General features: G+C 58.0%; 18 protein-coding genes. 1 reads left to right on the top strand and 17 read right to left on the bottom strand.

Annotated features, from left to right (window positions below):
• Nucleotides 1–14: 14 nt before the first annotated feature.
• Complete coding sequence (locus tag SELSP_RS03825) at nt 15–224, top strand: hypothetical protein (RefSeq protein WP_006192860.1); 210 nt, start codon at nt 15–17, stop codon at nt 222–224.
• Between the two features lie 62 nt (nt 225–286).
• Here SELSP_RS03825 and aspS read toward each other — a convergent pair whose 3' ends face one another.
• From aspS to SELSP_RS03740, 17 genes are all read right to left on the bottom strand, one after another.
• Nucleotides 287–2,086 (bottom strand): aspartate--tRNA ligase, encoded by a 1,800-nt coding sequence (aspS, locus tag SELSP_RS03820; RefSeq protein WP_006192966.1) that lies wholly within the window; start codon nt 2,084–2,086, stop codon nt 287–289.
• Entirely contained in the window at nt 2,086–3,351 is a 1,266-nt protein-coding gene (hisS, locus tag SELSP_RS03815) for a histidine--tRNA ligase (RefSeq protein ID WP_006192967.1), read from the bottom strand. The genes aspS and hisS overlap by 1 nt, the downstream gene beginning before the upstream one ends.
• Nucleotides 3,345–4,871 (bottom strand): coproporphyrinogen dehydrogenase HemZ, encoded by a 1,527-nt coding sequence (gene hemZ / locus SELSP_RS03810; protein WP_006192968.1) that lies wholly within the window; start codon nt 4,869–4,871, stop codon nt 3,345–3,347. Before hemZ ends, hisS begins: the two co-directional genes overlap by 7 nt.
• Nucleotides 4,868–5,314, bottom strand: a complete 447-nt coding sequence (locus SELSP_RS03805; protein ID WP_006192969.1) for a Fur family transcriptional regulator — start codon at nt 5,312–5,314, stop codon at nt 4,868–4,870. Before SELSP_RS03805 ends, hemZ begins: the two co-directional genes overlap by 4 nt.
• A 419-nt stretch (nt 5,315–5,733) precedes the next feature.
• On the bottom strand, nt 5,734–6,375 hold the full coding sequence (locus SELSP_RS03800) for an MBL fold metallo-hydrolase (protein WP_006192972.1): 642 nt from the start codon (nt 6,373–6,375) through the stop codon (nt 5,734–5,736).
• Complete coding sequence (locus tag SELSP_RS03795) at nt 6,372–8,594, bottom strand: RelA/SpoT family protein (RefSeq protein ID WP_013740685.1); 2,223 nt, start codon at nt 8,592–8,594, stop codon at nt 6,372–6,374. The genes SELSP_RS03800 and SELSP_RS03795 overlap by 4 nt, the downstream gene beginning before the upstream one ends.
• 115 nt (nt 8,595–8,709) lie before the next feature.
• On the bottom strand, nt 8,710–10,680 hold the full coding sequence (gene recJ / locus SELSP_RS03790) for a single-stranded-DNA-specific exonuclease RecJ (protein ID WP_006192974.1): 1,971 nt from the start codon (nt 10,678–10,680) through the stop codon (nt 8,710–8,712).
• 124 nt (nt 10,681–10,804) lie between these two features.
• Entirely contained in the window at nt 10,805–11,722 is a 918-nt protein-coding gene (gene secF, locus SELSP_RS03785) for a protein translocase subunit SecF (RefSeq protein WP_006192975.1), read from the bottom strand.
• Complete coding sequence (gene secD, locus SELSP_RS03780) at nt 11,715–12,983, bottom strand: protein translocase subunit SecD (RefSeq protein WP_006192976.1); 1,269 nt, start codon at nt 12,981–12,983, stop codon at nt 11,715–11,717. Before secD ends, secF begins: the two co-directional genes overlap by 8 nt.
• A 42-nt stretch (nt 12,984–13,025) precedes the next feature.
• Nucleotides 13,026–13,367: a hypothetical protein gene (locus tag SELSP_RS03775; RefSeq protein WP_006192977.1), complete on the bottom strand. Its 342-nt coding sequence runs from the start codon at nt 13,365–13,367 to the stop codon at nt 13,026–13,028.
• 66 nt (nt 13,368–13,433) lie between these two features.
• Nucleotides 13,434–14,144: a PP2C family protein-serine/threonine phosphatase gene (locus SELSP_RS03770; RefSeq protein WP_006192978.1), complete on the bottom strand. Its 711-nt coding sequence runs from the start codon at nt 14,142–14,144 to the stop codon at nt 13,434–13,436.
• A 9-nt stretch (nt 14,145–14,153) separates the two neighbouring features.
• Nucleotides 14,154–14,741 carry a 5-formyltetrahydrofolate cyclo-ligase gene (locus SELSP_RS03765; protein WP_006192979.1) on the bottom strand — a complete coding sequence of 196 codons (588 nt, stop codon included), beginning with the start codon at nt 14,739–14,741 and terminating at the stop codon, nt 14,154–14,156.
• A 3-nt stretch (nt 14,742–14,744) separates the two neighbouring features.
• Nucleotides 14,745–15,041 carry a preprotein translocase subunit YajC gene (yajC, locus tag SELSP_RS03760; RefSeq protein ID WP_006192980.1) on the bottom strand — a complete coding sequence of 99 codons (297 nt, stop codon included), beginning with the start codon at nt 15,039–15,041 and terminating at the stop codon, nt 14,745–14,747.
• A 112-nt stretch (nt 15,042–15,153) separates the two neighbouring features.
• Complete coding sequence (tgt, locus tag SELSP_RS03755) at nt 15,154–16,269, bottom strand: tRNA guanosine(34) transglycosylase Tgt (protein WP_013740683.1); 1,116 nt, start codon at nt 16,267–16,269, stop codon at nt 15,154–15,156.
• Nucleotides 16,270–16,459: 190 nt separating this feature from the next.
• Nucleotides 16,460–17,491 (bottom strand): tRNA preQ1(34) S-adenosylmethionine ribosyltransferase-isomerase QueA, encoded by a 1,032-nt coding sequence (queA, locus tag SELSP_RS03750; RefSeq protein ID WP_006192982.1) that lies wholly within the window; start codon nt 17,489–17,491, stop codon nt 16,460–16,462.
• Between the two features lie 15 nt (nt 17,492–17,506).
• Nucleotides 17,507–18,751, bottom strand: coding sequence for a SpoIID/LytB domain-containing protein (locus SELSP_RS03745; RefSeq protein ID WP_013740682.1), 1,245 nt, complete (start codon nt 18,749–18,751; stop codon nt 17,507–17,509).
• A gap of 176 nt (nt 18,752–18,927) precedes the next feature.
• Complete coding sequence (locus SELSP_RS03740) at nt 18,928–20,529, bottom strand: bifunctional metallophosphatase/5'-nucleotidase (protein WP_006192985.1); 1,602 nt, start codon at nt 20,527–20,529, stop codon at nt 18,928–18,930.
• Nucleotides 20,530–20,620 lie beyond the last annotated feature (91 nt).

Raw genomic sequence — 20,620 nt, 5'->3', positions numbered from 1 at the left:
AGAGGTGACTTATTTTGACAGAGCAGGAACTGGAGAAGCTGGTCGAGGCGAAATTTGCTGAAGCGGACAAGGCCTTCGAGGATCGTCCGAAGAAGTTCTTCATCACGCAGAACGGCCGCGGCGTCGTCGACGGCGGCGAGCTCTACAACAAGGTCTACACCGACGTGCTGCGCGTTGCGCAGCAGGCTTGCACGGCGATCTTGAAGGAAGCGCTCAAGAAATAAGCCGAACATAAAAAATCCCCATGCTCCTGCATGGGGATTTTTTATATCTTGCGGCTGACTGCCTACTTCTTCTCTTCCTTCTTGACCGCCGTCGAGCGCACATAAAGCTCGCGCAGCTGCTTGGCGTCGACCTCGGACGGCGCGTGCGACATCACGTCCGAAGCGCTCTGCGTCTTGGGGAACGCGATGACGTCGCGGATCGAGCGACGTTTCGCCATGAGCATGACGAGGCGGTCGAGACCGAAAGCGATACCGCCGTGCGGCGGCGTGCCGTACTCGAAGGCGTCCATCATGAAGCCGAACTTCTGACGCGCCTCTTCCTGCGTGAGCCCGATGGCCTCGAAGACCTTCTCCTGCAAATCTCCCTGATAGATGCGCAGGCTGCCGCCGCCGATCTCGACGCCGTTCAGAACCATGTCGTAAGCGTTCGCCTTGACCCTTCCGGGGTCGGACATCAAGTACTCGACATCCTCGCGGCGCGGCGCCGTGAACGGATGGTGCATGGCCTTCCAGCGCTTCTCTTCCTCGTTGTATTCAAACATCGGGAAGTCCGTGACCCAGAGGAATTTCAGCGCATCGGCATCGATGAGGCCGCGGCGGCGCGCCATCTCAAGGCGCAGTTCGCCGAGCGCCTGTGCGACGACGAGCGGCTTGTCCGCGATGACGAGCAGGAGATCGCCCGTCTTGGCATGGCAGGCCTCCTTGATCTTCTCGAAGACCTCATCGGCGTAGAACTTCTTGAACGGCGATTTCACGCCCTCTTCCGTGTACTGAATCCACGCGAGACCCTTCGCGCCGTAACCCTGCACATACTGCACGAGACCGTCCAGCTCACGGCGCGGGATATTCGCATAGTCCTCGACGTTGATGACCTTGACCTGTCCGCCGTTTTCGAGGACGGAGGAGAAGACCTTGAAGTCCGAACCCTTGACGTACTCCGAGATGTCCATGAGCTCCATGCCGAAGCGAAGATCGGGCTTGTCTGAGCCGAATCGCTCCATCGCCTCGTCCCACTTCATGCGCAGGAACGGGGTTTCGAGCTTGATGCCGAGCGTCTTGTCGAAAAGCTCCGCGACGAGCCCTTCCATCAACTCCAAGATGTCGTTCTCATCGAGGAAGGACGTCTCGATATCGAGCTGCGTGAACTCGGGCTGTCGATCGGCACGCAGATCCTCATCGCGGAAGCAGCGCACGATCTGGAAATACTTTTCGAAGCCTGCGACCATGAGAATCTGCTTGAAGATCTGCGGCGACTGCGGCAGTGCGTAGAACTTGCCGGGATTCAGACGGCTCGGCACAAGGAAGTCGCGTGCGCCCTCGGGCGTGCTCTTGCAGAGCATCGGCGTTTCAATCTCAATGAATTCATGACGGTCTAGGAAGTCGCGCATGATCTTCGTCACGCGGTGGCGCAGCATGAGATTCGCCTGCATCTCGGGGCGGCGCAGGTCAAGATAGCGATACTTGAGGCGCAGCGTTTCGTCGACGTCGATGTTGTCCTGGATGTAGAAGGGCGGCGTCTTCGCCGTATTCAGGATGCGCAGCTCCTCGCAGACGACCTCGATCTTGCCCGTCTCGATATGCGGATTGACCGTATCCTCCGAGCGCGCGCGCACCTTGCCGCGCACGCCGATGACGAACTCGTTGCGCAGGGTTTCCGCCTTGTGGAACGCTTCCTTGCCCATCGCCGCCTCATCGTAGACGACCTGCACGAACCCCGAGCGGTCGCGCATATCGACGAAGATCAGACCGCCGTGATCCCTTCTCCTCGATACCCAGCCCGAGAGCACGACCTCGGCGCCGACATCACCCTCACGCAGCTCGCCGCAATGGCGTGTCCTCTTCATGCCTTCCAATGTTTCCATCAATTCTTCACCTCAACACATAATGCAGGAACAAAATCCTTCAAAGCGAGCTTCTTCTGCTCGCTCGTCTTCATATCCTTCAAGAGGGCAGAAGCCTCCTTGACCTCATCTTCCCCTAAGATCGCCACGAAGCGGGCGTTCTTCTTGTTTGCCTGCTTCATCTGCGCCTTCATGCTGCGCCCTGCGAAGTCCATGGCAGCGGAGAGCTTCGCCGCGCGAAGCTCATGCAGAAGCTTGAAGGCAGGAATCTGCGCCGCCTCGCCCAAGGCGACGACGAAGACGTCGACCGCTTCCAGCTCCTCGGGCAGAAGCTCCTGCTTTTCCAAGGCGAGCAGCACGCGCTCAAGCCCCACGGCAAAGCCGATGCCGGGCGTCGGCGGTCCGCCGACCTCCTCGACAAGCCCGTCATAGCGGCCGCCGCCCGCCACGGCGCTCTGTGCTCCCAAGGGCGTGTACTTGACCTCGAATGCCGTCTTCGTATAGTAGTCGAGGCCGCGCACGAGATTCGCATCAAGCTCGAAAGGAATGCCCGCCGCCGTAAGATACGACTGCACCTCAGTGAAATGCACACGGCACTCGTCGCAAAGGCAGTCCGTGATGCGCGGCGCACCTTCTGCGAGCGCATGGCAATGCTCGTTCTTGCAGTCCAAAAGGCGCAGCGGATTGCGCTCGAAGCGCGAGCGGCAGTCCGTGCAAAGCTCTTCGAGATGCGGGCGGAAGAACTCCTGCAGCCTCTCGCGATAGACGGGACGGCACTTGGGACAGCCGACGGAATTGAGATGCAGCTTCAGCTCCTGCAAGCCGAGCGCACGCAGAAACTCGACCGCCAGCACGATGATCTCCGCGTCAACTGCGGGGTTTTCCTCGCCTAGGGCTTCCACGCCGAACTGGTGGAACTCGCGGTAGCGCCCTGCCTGCGGCCGGTCGTAGCGGAACATCGAGCCGATGTAGAAGAGCTTCACGAGAGCGTCGGCGGCATAGAGCTTGTTCTGCAGGTACGAGCGCACGACGGACGCCGTATTCTCGGGCCGCAGCGTAAGGCTGCGCTCGCCGCGATCGGTGAACGTGTACATCTCCTTTTCCACGACGTCAGTCGTCTCGCCGATGCCGCGCAGGAAAAGCTCCGTATGCTCGAAAATCGGCGTGCGGATTTCACGGTAACCATATCGCGCACATAGCTCGCGGATCACCTTCTCCACATGCGTCCATTGTGCGACCGTATCAGGCAAAATATCCTTCGTGCCGCGCGGTCCGTTGATCAACACGTTTCTTCCTCCCCCTCGTTTCGGTAAGCCTCCGCTAAAAGAGCGGATCGCTTCGCGATATAATCGTCGATATCGCGCACATAAGTATGAAAATCCTTGGCGTTGAACGACGCCTTGAGCCTCTTCGTGCGGAAATTCATGATCTTGCTCGTCGCGGCGCAGCCGATGCCTAGGATCGTCTGATGCTCGTCCATGATCTGCATATTGTACATGCTCTCAGCGCCCGGACGCGCACAGCCGACATTTTCCATCTGCCCGCTCATATAGCCCTGCCGATAGAGATAGTACGGCAAAAAACCCTTGTCCTGCACCTGCTCCATCGCCGTCCGAAACATCGCCTGCACCTCGGCGTCATTCGGAAGCTCATATTCTTCCAAGTGCATCTTAAGCTTCGAGCCGCGCTTCAAGGCGAGCGAATGAAGCGTCACGTCGTCAGGGGCGAGCGCGAGAACCTTCGCCATCGTATCGGCGATGTCCGAGCGCGTCTCCCCCGGCAGGCCGAGGATGACGTCCATATTGATGGAAAAATCTCCCGTCTCGCGCAACAGGCGGAACATGCGGACGATGTCTTCGGGCGTATGCGCCCTGCCGATGCGCTCCAATGTGCGCTGCTGCATCGTCTGCGGATTCACGCTGACGCGGCTCACGCGATGCTCCTTCATCGAGAGCGCCTTTTCCGGCGTCATCGTATCGGGACGTCCCGCCTCCACGGTAAACTCGCCCGTATGCTCGCCGTAAAATGCTCCCTCGACGAGGGAAAGCACGCGCTCGAAATCCGCATTGCTGAGACTCGTCGGCGTGCCGCCGCCGATGTAGATGCTCTGCACCTTCAAGCGATGACGCTCAATCTCGCGCTTCGCTGCCGCGAGATCCTTGTCCCATGCGGCAAAAAAAGCGCTGAGCTGCTCATCATTCGGCAGGATGTAGGCGGGAAACGAGCAGTAAAGGCAGCGCGAGCGGCAGAACGGTATGCCAACATAGACGCTGATCGTCCGCTCGTCCGAGGTCTGCAGGAACGGTCTCTGGCGAAACGCCATCGCCGTCATGTACGAAGCCTTCTCCAAAGAAACCTCGTAGTCCTCCACGAGTCGTGCGACGATCTCCTCACGCGAAAGTCCCGCCTCGATGAAGCGATGCACGATCTTCGTCGGGCGGACGCCGTGCAGGATGCCCCATGCCGCCGCAGGCATAGCGAAATGCGTACGAAAGAGACGGTAGAGGTTGAGCTTGACGAGGCGATGGACAGCCGCCATCGCCTTTTCGCCCTGCCTTGCGGCGCCCCCTATAGAAAAGCGCCGTTCCTCCCCCGTCTCCTCCACAGCAAGAAGTTCCGTATGAACTGCAGGCACAGGATCCATGGCAATTTCATGCCGCACAGACAATACGGCAAAATCCGCCTGTTCCTCGCCGCACTCCTCTTCAAGATCCAACACCCGAATCTTGAAGAGTTCCAAAAGCTCGCGCACGAGCTTGACGATGACCTCCTCTTTTCGGTCGAGCAAGAAACGTCGAACAATCAATGCTTGCGGCACTCCTTGCAGTAACCGAACAGCTTGACTTGATGATCCTCGATCTGGAAGTCGCATTCATCGGCAACCTTCTTCTCAAGATTCTCCAGAAGATCCTCAGAAAACTCGGTGACCTTGCCGCAGCTCAGGCAAATCAAGTGATGATGCTGATGCTCGCCAGGATTGAGATCCGAGATCTCGTAGCGGCTGCAGCCGTCGCCGAACTCCATCTTCTGCAAAAGCCCCAGCTCGACGAGAAGCTCCAAGCTGCGATAGACAGTAGCCAAGCCGATTTCCGAATGATTGGCGCGCAAGATCATGTGCACGTCCTCCGCGCTGATATGCTGGCCAGGACGATCCATGAAAACCTGCAGAACGATCTGCCGCTGCGGCGTCATCTTATGCTGACGTTCCTGCAGCCTCTTTCTCAGATCCTCCATTGTTATTTTAGCCATGACCATACTCCTTTACGATTTGTTGCGAAACTACACGCACAAACTTCCACTTTGTGGACATTGTGCGCCGTCCTTACAGAAGCCTGACCAATCGGCCTACGCCTTCGGCTTGACCTCTTGGGGCTTCATGGTAAACTACACGCACAAACGTCCACTTTGCGGACATTGTGCGCCGTCCTTACATGAAAAATGAGCAGACATTGAAAGTATCTGTCAATTCAAAGTCTTTATAAGCTATTGTAGCAAAAAGTATCAAAGAATACAAACATTTATTCAATCCGTTCAAACTTCACAGAAAAGGTTCATTGTAAAATAAAATCAGACACGAACAGGACAGGCTCCTGCACCTGTTACTCTTCTGCCGATCAGGAATCCATGAGCGGCAAAATGCAGTCGCAAGACGCCGCATCTCCTTGCTTCTACATGAAACCAAAGCCATTGATATAAGGATTGCACTTTCTCTCATGCCCGATTGTCGTCGCCGGGCCATGCCCACAGTATACGGCAAGTTCGTCGGGCAGCGTCATGAGCTTTTCTTTAATGGAAGTCAGGAGATCTCGGGAGGAAGAGCCGGGAAAATCCGTCCTGCCGACGGATTCAGCAAACAGCGTGTCGCCGCTGAAAACGCGATCCTCCATGAGGTAGCAGACGCCGCCCGGGGAATGTCCGGGCGTATGGAGCACGGTGAACTTCATGCCGCCGATCTCCAAGACCTCGCCGCCCTTCAAGAGAATATCGGCGGGGCGCGTCATGATCGGCGTGCCCATAAAGGCGGACAAGTTCTTTTGCGCATCGAGGAGCATCGGCGCATCAGCCTCATGGATATAAAGCTTCGCGCCCGTTTTCTCGCGCAGAAAGTCGATGGCGCCGATATGGTCGGCATGGGCATGTGTGTTGAGAATCGCCTTGAGGTTCAGTCCATCTTCTTGGATATGCTGCCATACAGTCTCTTCGCTGCCGCCCGGATCGATCGCTATCGCCTCTTTGCTTCCTTCCTCATGCAGAATATAGCAGTTGACGCCGAGCGCCCCTACCACGAGCGCCTTCATGTTCAAACTCATAATTCATCATCCTTTGCTGACGTGCCCAGAGAGCGCGATACGCTGTAGACGTCCTTCATGCGGCGGATCTTCGTCATGATCTGCGCCACCTGCTGCGAGTTTCGCACATCAAGCCCCATATTGACGATTGAGGTTCTGTTCGTCTTGTTCGTCTTCGCCGTGAGTGAGCTGATGTTGACCTTCATCTCGGCCGGCAGGGCGAAAAGTTCGGCAAGCATGCCTGTCTTATCGTTGCAGACGATCTCGATCTGCACCGTATATACCTTGTCGAGGCCGACATCCCAGTTGACCTCGATGACGCGCGAGAAATCCATATCGTTCAAGAGATTCGGGCAGTCCGAACGATGCACGGAAACGCCGCGCCCGCGCGTGATGTAGCCCGTGATCGGATCGCCTGGAATCGGATTGCAGCAGCGTGCCAGACGGACGAGGAAGCCGCCCTCCCCTTCCACGAGGATGCCGTGGCTCGCCTTCTTCTTGCGGTTCTTGAGCGGCTGCTTTAGTTCGCTGAGCATTTGGGAAATATCGGGCGGCGTCGCCTTCTGCAGATCCTGCTTGTGCATTTCGATGAGCTTTCCTAGGATGCCGTTGAGCGTTATGCCGCCGTAGCCGATGGATGCCAAGAGGTCATTTACCTGCGGTATATTGAGCTTCTTCGCCAAAAGTTCAAGGCGCTCGGGTTTCAAGATCTCCTTTGGTACATAGCCGAGATGCTTGGCCTCCTTCTCCATCATGTCCATGCCGCGCGCGATATTTTCTTCCTTGCGCTGCTTCTTGAACCACGAGCGTATCTTCGTGCGCGTCTCCGAGGACGCAACGATGTTGAGCCAATCGCGGCTCGGCCCGTTGTTCGATTTATTCGTAATGATGGAAACGATGTCGCCGTTCTTCAGCTTGTATTCGAGCGGCACGATCTTGCTGTTGACCTTGGCGCCCACGCAGTGATGCCCGACTTCCGTGTGGATGCGGTAGGCGAAATCTATGGGAATCGATCCTTTGGGCAGATCGACGACATCGCCCTTAGGGGTGAAGACGAAGACCTCGTCGGAAAAGACGTCGACCTTCAGAGCCTCGAAGTATTCGCGCGGATCGTCCAACTCATGCTGCAGGCTGACCATCTGACGCAGCCACGACATTTTCTGATCGTACTCGCGCGTCGCGCCGACGCTCTTTCCCGCTTCCTTGTACTTCCAATGCGCGGCAACACCGTACTCTGAAACCTTGTGCATGGCAAACGTGCGGATCTGAATCTCAAGCGGATAGCCGCGGCAGATCACGGTCGTGTGCAGGGACTGGTAGCCGTTCGACTTCGGCATGGCAATGTAGTCTTTGAAGCGGCCGGGCAGCGGCTTCCACATCGCATGGATGATGCCGAGCACGCCGTAGCAGTCCTTGACGGAGTCGACGAGCACGCGCAGAGCCGACAGGTCGTAGATCTCGCTGATGTCCTTCTGATCGCGCTTCATCTTCTTGTAGATGCTGTAGAAATGCTTGGCACGTCCCTGGATTTCCGCCGTTATATGCGCTTCTTCGAGCTTTTCCACGATTTGCTCGTGCGCCTCGTCGATGAACGCCTGCCGCTCCTGCCGCTTCTGCTTGACGCTCTCGACGAGATCGTAGTACGCCTTGGGATCGAGATAGCGCAGGCACAGATCCTCAAGCTCCCACTTGACATTCGATATGCCGAGGCGGTTCGCGAGCGGCGCGTAGATCTCGATGGTCTCCCGCGCGATGCGCTTCTGCTTGTCCTCGCGCATGTACTTGAGCGTGCGCATGTTGTGCAGGCGGTCGGCGAGCTTGATCATGATGACGCGGATGTCCTTCGCCATCGCGAGAAACATTTTGCGATAGCTTTCGAGCTGCTGCTCTTCCTTCGACTTATATTGGATCCTGCCGAGCTTCGTCACGCCGTCGATGAGCATTGCGACCTCATCGCCGAAAAGCTCGCGCATTTCATCGAGCGTATGCGTCGTATCTTCCACGACGTCATGCAGGATGGCCGCGCTGATCGTGATGTCGTCGATCTGCAGATCCGTCAAAATCTTCGCGACAGCCAGCGGATGGATGATGTAGTCTTCACCCGAAACGCGCTTCTGTCCCTTGTGTGCGGCGTCCGCAAGTTCGTACGCCCTTCGGATGAGGTCGGTGTCCGCATTTGGCTGATAGCGCTTGACCGCTTCCAAGATCGCATCGATCGTCACGGGATTCATTTCACTCATTGCACTCCACCCGGCTTTCCTCGGCATTTTACGGGCAAACGTCCATGCTCGCCCGCTTTAATCTCATGTTATATATTATACACCATCGCGCAAGGCTTGAACAAAGGGCATCGCCTCACAGCGGATTTCCTTCACGGAAGATGCGCGACTTCTGCAAGTCGAGCTTCTCTTGCGGCGGGCAGAACGCATATCGTCCGTCGTCAGGCAGCAGGATGCCGAGTTCTTCGAAAATCTGCAGCGCTTTTTGAAACGTGAAGATTCCCATGACGGGGAAATGAAGCAGATACTCTGCCAGAAGTTTTTCCGCATCTGCCGGCAGACCTTCGCCCGCTCTTTGACGTGCGAGCAGGAAACGATAGACCGAGGCCAGCGCGTCACGGTCGGGATGCTTCGCCTCGGCGCGTGCCGGACGAAAATCTTCAAGCATGAGCTGCAGAGAGCGCTTCTCGCGCCATACATGGTATTCGGGAAAATACGCGATGTCGATGCGCTCGCGATTGACGAGCGGCGCCTCCTCGCCCTTGCCCCAAGCCAGAACGTCAATGCTCGCGTCCAAGCCGTCAAGCTCAAACTTCAGGTGCTGCCCCTCCTTGCCGATCTGCCGCGCATAACTGCCGCGAACGCCGTGCGTCGAAAAGAGCGGCTTGGGATTTCCCATGCCGTACGGCTCCAAAAGCTTGATCTCCGTCATCAGCTGCTCCGTAATCTTCTCGGGTGCAAGTTCCAGCTCGATGTCGAGAATCGGCACGAAATCCTCTTCCGTCAGCACCTTTGCCGCATAAGCCTCCATAGCCTCACGGAAGGAAGCGACGTCCGCCGAGCGAAGCGAAAGCCCCGCCGCCTGTGCGTGGCCGCCAAAGCCCAGAAGATGCTCCCCGCAGGCAGAAAGAGCTTCAAACATGTGGAAGCCGCGTATGCTGCGGCACGATCCCTTGCCGATGCCGTCTTCTTCCGCGATGATGACCGTCGGACGGTAATAGCGCTCGACGATGCGCGAGGCCACGATGCCGATGACGCCGGGATGCCAGCCTTCTCCATGAAGCACGAGCACATGCGCTCGCTTGACGTCAATCTCCTCGATCTGTTTTTCTGCCACCTGCAGGATCTCCTGCTCCACGGCCTGACGCTCGCGATTCGCCGCATCAAGCTCCTCCGCAATCGCCTGCGCTTCCTCCCCGTCCTCCGTCAGGAGCAATTCGACGCCGCGCAGCGCGGACGCCAGGCGTCCCGCCGCATTGAGCCGCGGCGCGAGCACGAAGCCGATATGTCCGGCCGTGATCTCCTTCTCTTGGAGTTCCGTCACAGCGAGAAGCGCCTGAATACCCGGACGCTTCGATTTCTTCAAGACGCGCAGACCTTGCTGCACGATCTTCCGATTTTCCCCGAGGAGCGGCACAACGTCGGCGACCGTGCCCAGGGCGACGATGTCAAGATCGCCCGTGAAGGCCTTGCCGCGCATTTTCTGCCAAAGCGCTTGGCAGAGCTTGAACGCCACGCCCACGCCCGCGATGTTCTTGTCGGGATATGAGCAGTCTGCACGATGCGGATCGATGACGGCGAGGGCTTTGGGCAGTTCCTTGCCCGGCAGGTGGTGATCGGTGATGATGAGATCGACCTTGTCTTTTGCCGCTGCCGCCTCCTCGACGGCGGAGATGCCGCAGTCCACCGTGACGATGAGCCTGGCGCCCCCAGCGATGATCTCATCGAGCGTTTCCTTGTGCAGCCCGTAGCCGTCCTTCTGACGATGCGGAATGAAGTAGTCTGCAGCCGCGCCGAGCTGACGCAGATTGCGGCAGAGAAGCGAGGTCGCCGTGATGCCGTCGACGTCGTAATCGCCATAGACGACGATGCGCTCCTGCGCTTCGATCGCCTGCTCTATGCGCGAGACGGCCTTTTCCATATCCCTCATCAAGAACGGATCGTGAAACGGCTGCTTTTCCGGATGAAGGAACGCCCGCGCCTCTTCGTCCGATGTGATGCCGCGATGCAGAAGAAGCGCCGCCGTGAAGGGCGTCGTGCCGATGCGCTGGGAAAATTCCACAGCTCTCGCCGATGTATCAGGCAAGAGCGACCATTCTTTCTCCATTGTCCTCCTCCCATCTGTCGCCGATGGAGCAACCTACATAAAAGGGGCTGCTGCACAGACCTTTCAGCCTGTGCACAGCCCTTTCATCAGCTTGGCGTTCCGCCGCGCAAATTATGAACAACGATCACTTCGCTGCAGCCGCACTGCCCGCCCTGCGGCGCTTCTCCGAGAAATTGCGCAGGACGACCCAGATGGGGCTTGCAATGAAGATGGACGAATAGCAGCCGGCAAAGAAACCGACGAGAAGAGCGAACGAGAAGTCCTTCGTCGTATCGCCGCCGAACCAGTAGAGCGCGAACGTCGTGAAGAGCACGGTGCATACCGTGTAAATCGAGCGCGTCAGCGTCTGATAGATGCTCGTATTGACAAGCTCGTTGATGTCGCCGCCGCGCCTAAAGTGCAGCTTCAGATTCTCGCGGATGCGGTCGAAGATGACGATGGTATCGTTGATCGAGTAGCCGACAATCGTCAGAAGCGCCGCGACGAACGAAGAATCAATCGGCCGCTGTGTCAAGGAGAAGACGCTCAGGACGATGAGGATGTCGTGAACCAGCGCCAAGATGGAGGAAATGCCGAACCTGAACTCGAAGCGGTACGAGACGTAGAGCACGATCATGACCCACGAGAGCGCGAGCGCCCAAAGGGCGTTCATGATAAGCTCGGCGCCCATCGTCGCGCCGACTTTCTCCTCTCGTAGCACATCGTAGTCGCCGAGCTGCTGCTTGAGCGACGCCATGACGGCCTTGCGCTCCTCTTCCTCAAGGTCGACGCTTCGCACCATGACCGTGGGCGCAGCTTCAGCATTCGCCGCGTCGCCCGAGAACTGGATCGTGCTGTTGTCGAGCCCGTACTCGCGCAGGACGCCGCGCACATCCGCCAAGGTCACTTCCTTCTGGAAGCGCAGCTCGATGATCGTGCCGCCCGTGAAGTCGATGCCGAGGTTGAAACCCTGCGTGCACATGCTGAAAATGCCGGGCAGAATGACGCACAGGGAGAGGATGAACCAAATCTTCGTGCGCTTTACAATGTCGAACTTATGCATCTTTCTTCACCCCGCTTCCGCCAGTCAATCCCGTCGCACCGTAGACGGCGGGATTCTTGCAAATATTCGAGGCGATGAGGAGCTTCAGCATGTACTGCGTGAGCGTGATCGCCGTCAGCATGCTGAGCACGACGCCGAGTCCGAGCGTGATGGCAAAGCCCTTGATCGTTCCCGTGCCGAAGAAGAACAGCACGAGCGCCGCGATGATCGTCGTGATGTTTGAATCGAAGATCGTCGTGAAAGCGCGCTTGAAGCCCGCCTCCATCGAAAGGCGCAGCGTCTTGCCCAAGCGGAATTCTTCCTTGAAGTGCTCGAAGATCAGCACGTTCGCATCGACCGCCATGCCGATGGACAGGATGATGCCCGCGACGCCCGGCAGCGTCAAGGTCGCATCGAGCATCTTCAAGAGGAAGAGCAGCAGGATGACGTAGGCCATGAGGCTGAGATCGGCGATGAGACCCGAAAGGCGATAGAAGAGAATCATGAACACGAGGACGGCGGAAATACCGATGACAAAAGCGAACTCGCTCTTGTCCTTCGAGTCCTGTCCGAGCGTCGGCCCGACCGTGCGCGTCTCGATGATATTGACCTTGACAGGAAGTGCGCCGCTTCTCAGAAGCATCGCGATGCGATGCGCCTCTTCCTGACTCTCCTGTCCCGTAATCTCAGCTCTGCCGCCCGTGATCGGCTCGCGCACATTCGGGTTCGTCAAGACTTCTCCGTCGAGCAGGATGGCGATGCGGCGGCCGACGTTCTTCGTCGTCAGATCGGCGAACTTCTTCGCGCCCTCGTCGGAAAACTCCAAGTTGACCACATATTGATTCTGCTGGTTGCGGGCGTCCTGCGCGTTCTTCAGGTCCGTGCCCGTCATGACGGTATTTCCATCCTCGTCCTTGAATTCGAGCATCGCCGTCTTGCCGATCGTCTTAATGGCAGAATCGGGATCTTTGATGCCCGGCAATTCGATGATGATGCGGCGCTCGCCTTGGCGCTGGATCAGCGGCTCGGTCAGGCCAAGCTCGTTGACGCGCTTCTCCATGATTTTGACGACGCGCTGCATCGCATCGTCGTTGACCTGCGCTTCCGGCGTATCGACCGCTTCGAGCACGACATGCGTGCCGCCCTGCAGGTCAAGGCCTTGGCGTATGGAATTTGCCAACGGCGAGACGAAGGCGAAAAAAACGCCGACGATCACCGCGATGACCGCGATGAGCTTCAGTAAAGCGTCCTGTCTCAAATTTTCCCATCTCCTCTGATACATATTATTCTTCCGCACTCAAGCGCAAGGCGCAAAAGACACGGTTCAAGCCCCTTTTTCACGCAGGAATGCGACGACCATCTCCAAGACCTCCGCCGCCGAAAGATCGTCCGTCTGCAGATAGAGATCAGCATGTTCCCGCGCGTCACGCAATCGCTCGTGCTGCACGACAAGACGCTCCTCGGTCCACGAGACGCGGCGGCGCTTCTTGATTGCAGGAAGCGTCGCATCGATCATCACGAGGATGTCGGGACGGTGCTTGTTCCAAAAAGCGCGGATGCACGAATGCTCCTGCGCCACGTTGTATGCGTCAAAGCCCGCATCCTTCAGTCCCTGCACGAGCGTCGTCTTGCCCGACGCACAGACGCCGACAACAGCAATTCGCATAGCTTTCTCCCTTGGAAGCGCAATGGCTTCATTCTACCGGACCGGCTACTACCGGAACGGCTACGACTAGAACGGATACGAAGCGGAAAGCTGCTCGATCTTCGGCGCATCGGCTGTGGCTTCCGCTATGCCCATGACGACGACCGTCATATCGTCTCCCGCCTTGTCCTTGTCCAAGGAGAGCGCGTATTCCAAGATGCTCTTGGCGATGAAGTCGCAGTCCTCGGGCGCATTGTCCTCGATGATGGCAAGGATCTTCTTCATATCCATCGACGCGCCGTCGTACTTCTTTCCCGCGTGCGCGATGCCGTCCGTGAAAGAGACGACGATCATGCCCGGGGCGAACGGCAGTTCATAGACGAGGGGCTTCATGTGGCGGTTGACGCCGATCGGCGAAACCTCATCGTCGTAGATCGTCAGGTACTCGTCCGTCTTGACAATCGTCGGACAGTTGGAATTGCGGCTGATGACGACCGTTTCCGATTCCAAATCGGCGCTCAGGAGCGTCAGCGTGCACGACACCTTCTTGTCCTTCATCGCGTAGAGGTAGTCGTGCACGGCGCGTGCGACAGCGCCGTCGCGTGCGCCGTCAGCGATGAGTGAAGCCGCCTTGTTCACGACCCAGCTGCTCGTATGGTGCGCCGCCAGCCCGTTTCCCTGCCCGTCGGCAATGACGGCGGAAAGTCCGCCGTAAGGCCGCTCAATGATATCGAAGCTGTCGCCGCAATGCTGCATCGCGTATTTGTTGATCTTCGCCATGCCCACTTTTATCTTCATCAATGCTTCTCACCTGCAAAGTATAGTTTCGTTCTCCGTAACAATCGCGTGCATCATGACGTCATGCGCCTCTCGGGGAACCTCGTCCATGATCTGACAAGAAAATGCCACGGCGATTCGCTGCGCCTGCGGCGCCTTCTCGCCCAAGAAGCGATCATAGAAGCCCGCGCCAAGGCCGAGCCGCGCCCCGTCGCGCGAAAATGCCGCACCAGGCACGAGCACGCAGTCAAGGCTCTTTGGAGCGACGATCTCGCGCCGCTCTTCACGCACGGTCGGGATGTCAAACGCTCCCGGCACGAGGTCGGAAAGCGCCCGCACGCGCACCGCTTCCATCACGCCCTTGCCGACGATAAGCGGCACGGCGACGCGCTTTCCCTCGGCCAGCGCCTTTTCCATGAAGCTGTAGAGCTGCACCTCGTCCGACATCGCAGCGAAGGCGAAGACTGTCCGAGCCTCGCGGCAAACGTCGAGCGACATCAGTCTCGCTTCTATGGCCTCGCTGAACATCCGGTTCGTCTGCGCCAAAAGGCTGCCGCGCCGCTTCAAGGCCTCTTGCCGCAGGCGCTTCTTCGCCTGCAAAATCTCCTCGGCTGTCATGCGTCAGGATTTCTCCTGCGCCCCGCCATCCGTGACATTCGCATGGATGGACGCACGCGACACCTCGATCTCCACATGCTCGGCGATCTTCATCTTGACCATCGTATCGTGCACCTCGGTCAGCGTGCCGTAAATGCCGCCGATCGTCACGACGCTATTGCCGCGCCTGAGTCCGTCGAGCATCTCCTTGCGGCGCTTCTGCTCCTTGCGCTGCGGCCGGATGATCAAAAAATAGATGACGAGCACCATGAAGATCAAAGGGCCGTATGTATAAAGGGCATTCATCATATTTGCATCCATGGTATTCCTCCTAGTCAAGGAATCACTGACAGATTCAGCTCTTCCCCAAAAACCTCACAGTTCATTTCTTTCGACGCATCTCGCCGTTTCCCTTTATTGCGGGGAAAATTCCTTACTTCTGATAACGCGCGAGAAATTTTGCGCGAAAATCACTGAACGCATCGGCGAGAATCGCCTCGCGCATCTCACGCATAAACGCCTGCAGGAAATAAAGATTATGCAGCGTCAGGAGGCGCAGGCCGAAGATTTCCTCGGCGCGAACGAGATGTCGGATGTAGGCGCGCGTGTAGCCGTTTCGGCAGGCGTAGCAGCCGCAGCCCTCTTCGAGGACGGAAAAATCGCGCGTGTAAGCGGCATTCTTCATCACGAGCCGGCCTTCATGCGTCATCGCCATGCCGTTTCGTGCTACGCGCGTCGGAAATACGCAGTCAAACATGTCAATGCCGTACATGACGCCTTCGAGGAGATAATCGGGCGTGCCGACGCCCATCAGATAGCGCGGCTTGTCCTCGGGCAGAAGATGCACGGTGAGTCCGAGCATCTCGTACATGAGTTCCTTAGGCTCGCCGACGCTCAGACCTCCGACGGCATAGCCGGGAAAATCAAGCTCCACGAGATCGGCCACGCTCTTTTCGCGCAAATCCTTATACATGCCGCCCTGCACGATGCCGAAGAGCCCTTGACTCTCGCTCGTCATCGCATCCTTGCAGCGCTTGGCCCAGCGCGTCGTGCGCTCCGTCGAAGTCTTCGCATATTCGTAGTCGGCGGGATAAGGCACGCACTCGTCGAACGCCATGACGATGTCCGAGCCGAGCGCCATCTGCACCTCCATCGAAACTTCGGGCGAAAGGAATTTCTTCGAGCCGTCGATATGCGAGCGGAAGGTCACGCCGTCTTCGGTGATCTTTCGCAAGTCGCCGAGACTGAATACCTGGAAACCGCCGCTGTCCGTCAGGATTGCGCCGTCCCAGTTCATGAAGCGATGAAGTCCGCCCGCCTCTCGCACGAGATCCATGCCCGGGCGCAGGAAAAGGTGATACGTATTGGACAGGATCACGCCCGCACCAAGCTCTTTGAGTTCGTCAGGCGAAACGCCCTTGACGGACGCCTGCGTGCCCACGGGCATGAAGATCGGCGTCGGAAAACTGCCGTGCGGCGTGTGCAGAATGCCGGCGCGTGCTCCCGTCGCCTCATCCTTCTTTATCAATTCATAGGTAATGGCTGTCAAAAAGTCGCCTCCTCTTTCGCAACGCTTTCGGCACGGCATGTTCAGGAACCACAGATAAATTCCGCCGCCCATCTTCGCACATCTACGCTGTCCTCTCATCGTCGACAAATCCTCGACGTAGCACTGCTACGCCTGCGGTTTGTCTCCTCGATAGGCGCAGCGCATCTGTGCAAATCTGGGCAACTTCATTTTATCCGCGTTTCCTTAAAAACATCGCATCGCCGAAGGAGAAGAAGCGATACTTTTCGCGCACCGCTTCCTCGTAGGCGTGCAGTACGAACTCTCTCCCCGCGAAAGCGCTGATGAGCATGAGCAGCGTCGACTTCGGCAGGTGGAAATTCGTCACAAGGGCATCGACGATCTTGAAGCGATAGCCCGGATAGATGAAGATGTCCGTCCAGCCGCTCTTCGCTGAAATGACGCCTTGCGCCTCAGCCGCCGATTCCAACGTGCGGATCGATGTCGTGCCGACGGCGATGACACGGCCGCCCGCCGCCTTCGTGCGGCGAATCAGCTCCGCCGTCTCCTCGGGCAGTTGGTAATACTCGCTGTGCATCTTGTGCTCTTCGATCTTTTCCACGTTCACGGGGCGAAACGTTCCGAGTCCGACGTGGAGCGTGACGAAGCCGATATGGACGCCCTGCGCCTTGAGTTCGGCAAGCTGCTCCCTCGTGAAGTGCAGACCCGCCGTCGGCGCAGCCGCCGAACCTTCCTCACGGCAGTAGACCGTCTGGTAGCGCTCCTTGTCCTCCAATCTCTCATGGATGTAGGGAGGCAGAGGCGTTTCGCCCAAGCGATCGAGGATTTCCTCGAATACGCCTTCATAGCGGAACTTCACGATGCGCCCGCCGAAATCCGTATGCGCCATGACCTCAGCACAAAGTTCGTCGGAAAAGCGGATGACCTGTCCAACCTGCGCCTTCTTGCCAGGGCGCACCAAGGTCTCCCACGAATCCTTGTCGAGGCGGCGCAGCAAAAACACCTCGATATGCGCGCCCGTCGGCTCGCGCCTGCCATAGAGACGCGCGGGAAGGACGCGCGTATCGTTCAGAATCAAGGCGTCGCCTGGCGCGAGGAACTCGCCCAAGTCGTAGAAATGACGGTGCTCTATCGTCTTCGCCACCGGGTCGAGCACCATGAGCCGCGATGCGTTGCGCGGCTCGATCGGCTTCTGCGCGATCCGTTCCTCCGGCAGTTCATAATCAAAATCCTTGAGCAGCATATTTTCCGCTTCTCCTCACGGTTGAATCTCCAACTTCGTTCCTGGATAATAATGTGCCAGAATAGCGTCATACTTCATGCGGCCCGCAAGCCTCTCTGCGCCATGCTGTGACAGTCCCAGGCCATGACCGCTGCCGAAACCGGCGATCACGATCTGCCCCTTTTCCCGCTTCACGTCGAAGAGCGTGCTTTTGAGTCCAAAGAGGGAGCGCATCTCGCTTCCCGTCAGCTCCACAATTCGTTTCGAGCCTTCGATCGTCATGTGCGAAACGCGTCCCGAAGGCGTGCGGTAGGCGTCGCCCCTGCCGATGACGAGCGGGGAAAGCCCGATCTTCTTCAAGCTTCCCACCTCCTTGCCTGCGGCGGCGAGCTTCCTGAGGAAATCCGTTTCCGACAAGATCACCTGCCACGGGCTTGTCCTTTGCACATCCTCCTTGACGGGAACGAGATACGGCACACCCGCGCCCCAAAGCGCCTCGCGGCTTTCCGTCATGCCGCCCGAATCACTGTGAAACAGCGTTTCCGCCGGCTTTCCCGCGTAAAGGAGTACCTGATTCGCCGTCTGCGCGACCGCCGCACGCGTCGCGGGCGTTTCCGCATCGACGCCGCCGTAGACTTGGCAATGTGTCGTCGCGCAGACGTCGTAACCTTCCGACCGATGGCGTCCCTTGCTGCGAAGGGCATAGGTTCGCGCCGCCACCGCCTGCGCCTTCAAGGCTTCTATATGCCACGAAGCGGGCATCTCCTCGGCGAGCACGCCGTTCACATAGTCGTCAAGAGAAAGCTGCTCGATGAGGTCAAGCCCCTTGCTCTCGACGCGCACGAAGAAACTGCCGCGATAATGCCCGGCACCAATTTGAAAGACGCCCTCGGCACGCTGCGGCACAAGGCGCAGGGATGCGCCGGAGAGGCGCTTGCCATCGAGGAAGATTCCCGCCCCGCCGCCCTCCAGCTTGATGGCGGCATTCGGCGCGATCGTCGTCAGCACCTTGCTGCTTCCGTCCTCGACGATGGAAAATCCAGCGTCCGACGAGATGAGCACGCTCTTCTGCCCGAGGAGCAGCCCCACGCGAATCTCCTGCAAAGATGCGTGCGCTTTCTCCTGCTTCACCTCTTTGGACGCCGCCTCCCTCTGCGCCTTCCCTGCACCCTGAAAGTCGATCACGCGGCCCGCCGACGCCGTATGGGAGCAGCAGAAGAACAAGCCGCACAAAAAGAAAAGAATTGCGCCGCACCACATGCCGCTTCGCTTTTCTGACAAGACCAACGCCCCTTTCCCTTCCCTGCACGATAGGAAGCACGGATAAATGCAACGATTCCTATAGTATATCACAGAGAAGCGCACCGCGCCACCGGGAAGGACGCGCACACAAAAGAAAACTGCCGCACATTCCGTACGGCAGTCCTTGAAAAGCGACGTTTTCTATTCTTTCTTCTTCACTCAAGGATCGTGATGCGCCCCGCGCCGGCAGGATTCTCGTAGCCCTTGCCGACGATGCCGCCCTGCTCTTTGACGTAGTCGGCAATCGCGTCGATGTCGGAGAACGCCGTGTCACGCAGCAGCGGCGTGCCGTCGAACATCGTCATGCCGTTGCCGCCGTTCCTCATGATGTAGGAATTGCTGACGACCGTATAATCCTCCGTCAAGTCGAGCGGCACGCCGCCGACCATGACATCCTTGACGCGATAAGCTCCATCGACACGAACAAAACCGCCCTGCTCATTTTGAACCACCGACGACGGCACACGCGCGTCGATGGTATAGGTAAGTCCTGAAACATGGAAAAAGCCGCCGGATTCTTCGGGATACTTTGCCGCCCCCATTTCGAGCGCATCAAGAAGCTGCTGCCCCGTGACACTTCTGACGACAAGGTTGTTCGTAAAGGGGAACAGCGCTGCGAGCGTCTTATACGTCACTTTTCCTGTCGAAATCGGCTCACGAAAACCGCCGCCATTGACGAGCGCCACATCAGCATGAACCGAGGCGCGAAATGCATCTGCAACAAAATCGCCGAGATTCGTCTCACCGCTGCGCACGCGGTATTCACCGTCGACATCGGTCACGAGGTCAACGGTCGTCGTGCCGACAGGCTTGGCAAGCTGCCTCTCCACCTGCGCGAGTTCCTCATCTACAAGCCGCTTGACATCGGCATCGACCGCCGTCAGCCCCTTGACGAGTTCGCCCGTGATCGTGCCGTCGTCATGGACGGTGATCTTGCCGACGCTCGCAAGCTTCGTGCCCGTCTGCTCGACGAGGACGTCCTTGCCGTCCTTGTTCTTGTCGACGCGCGTGTACTGCTCATGCGAATGTCCGTCGATGATGACGTCGATCCCTCTCGTATGCGCAGCCACAGCGCCGCTCGACCAAACAGGAACGGCGCCCGTCGTGCCCAGATGGGCGACGAGCATGACGTACTGAGCACCCTCTGCGCGCGCTTCATCGACCGCCTTCTGAATCCCCTCATAGAGCTTCGAGCCGTCCTCATCTTCGAGGAAGCTGTAGACGAACTTGCCATTCTCATCCTGAAACTCCTTCGGCGACGACGAAACAATCGTTTCCGGTGTCGTCACGCCGATTAATGCGATTCTTTTGCCATCGAGCGTGACGATCTTATGTGTCTTGAATACAGGCTGATTCGTCCTCTTGTCGATGAAGTTGCAGCTATAGTAGCCGCACTTGAGCTGCGATGCAAGCTCCAGGAAGCGATCCATGCCAAAATCGTACTCGTGGTTGCCGGGGATGGCGAAATCGTAGTCGGCACGGTTCATGATGCGGATGATCGCCGCACCGCGCGAGAGGCTGCCGAGCGGCTCTCCTTGCACCGCATCGCCCGCATCGACGAGGATGACCTCTGGATTTTCCTTCTGCAAGTCGTGCTTGTACCGCGTGACAGCAGCGATATGGATGTTCTTTGCGACACCGCAATGCACGTCATTCGTGTGCAGAATGACAGCATCCGCGTGCACGATCAGCGGCAGAGAGGCAATCCAGGCCGCCGCGAAAAGACCGCCGATGAGTTTTTGCATCTTGTTTCTCATGAAGACCTCCTATTCTGACAGACCTCTTGACCGTGACACAAACTCTTACAAGTGAATTATATCATGGATGACCTGCAAACCCGACATTTTA

It is taken from the genome of Selenomonas sputigena ATCC 35185, assembly GCF_000208405.1.
Lineage (GTDB): Bacteria > Bacillota > Negativicutes > Selenomonadales > Selenomonadaceae > Selenomonas > Selenomonas sputigena.
The sequence above is the reverse complement of the archived record's forward strand: the minus strand, read 5'-3'. Positions and strand labels throughout refer to the sequence as shown.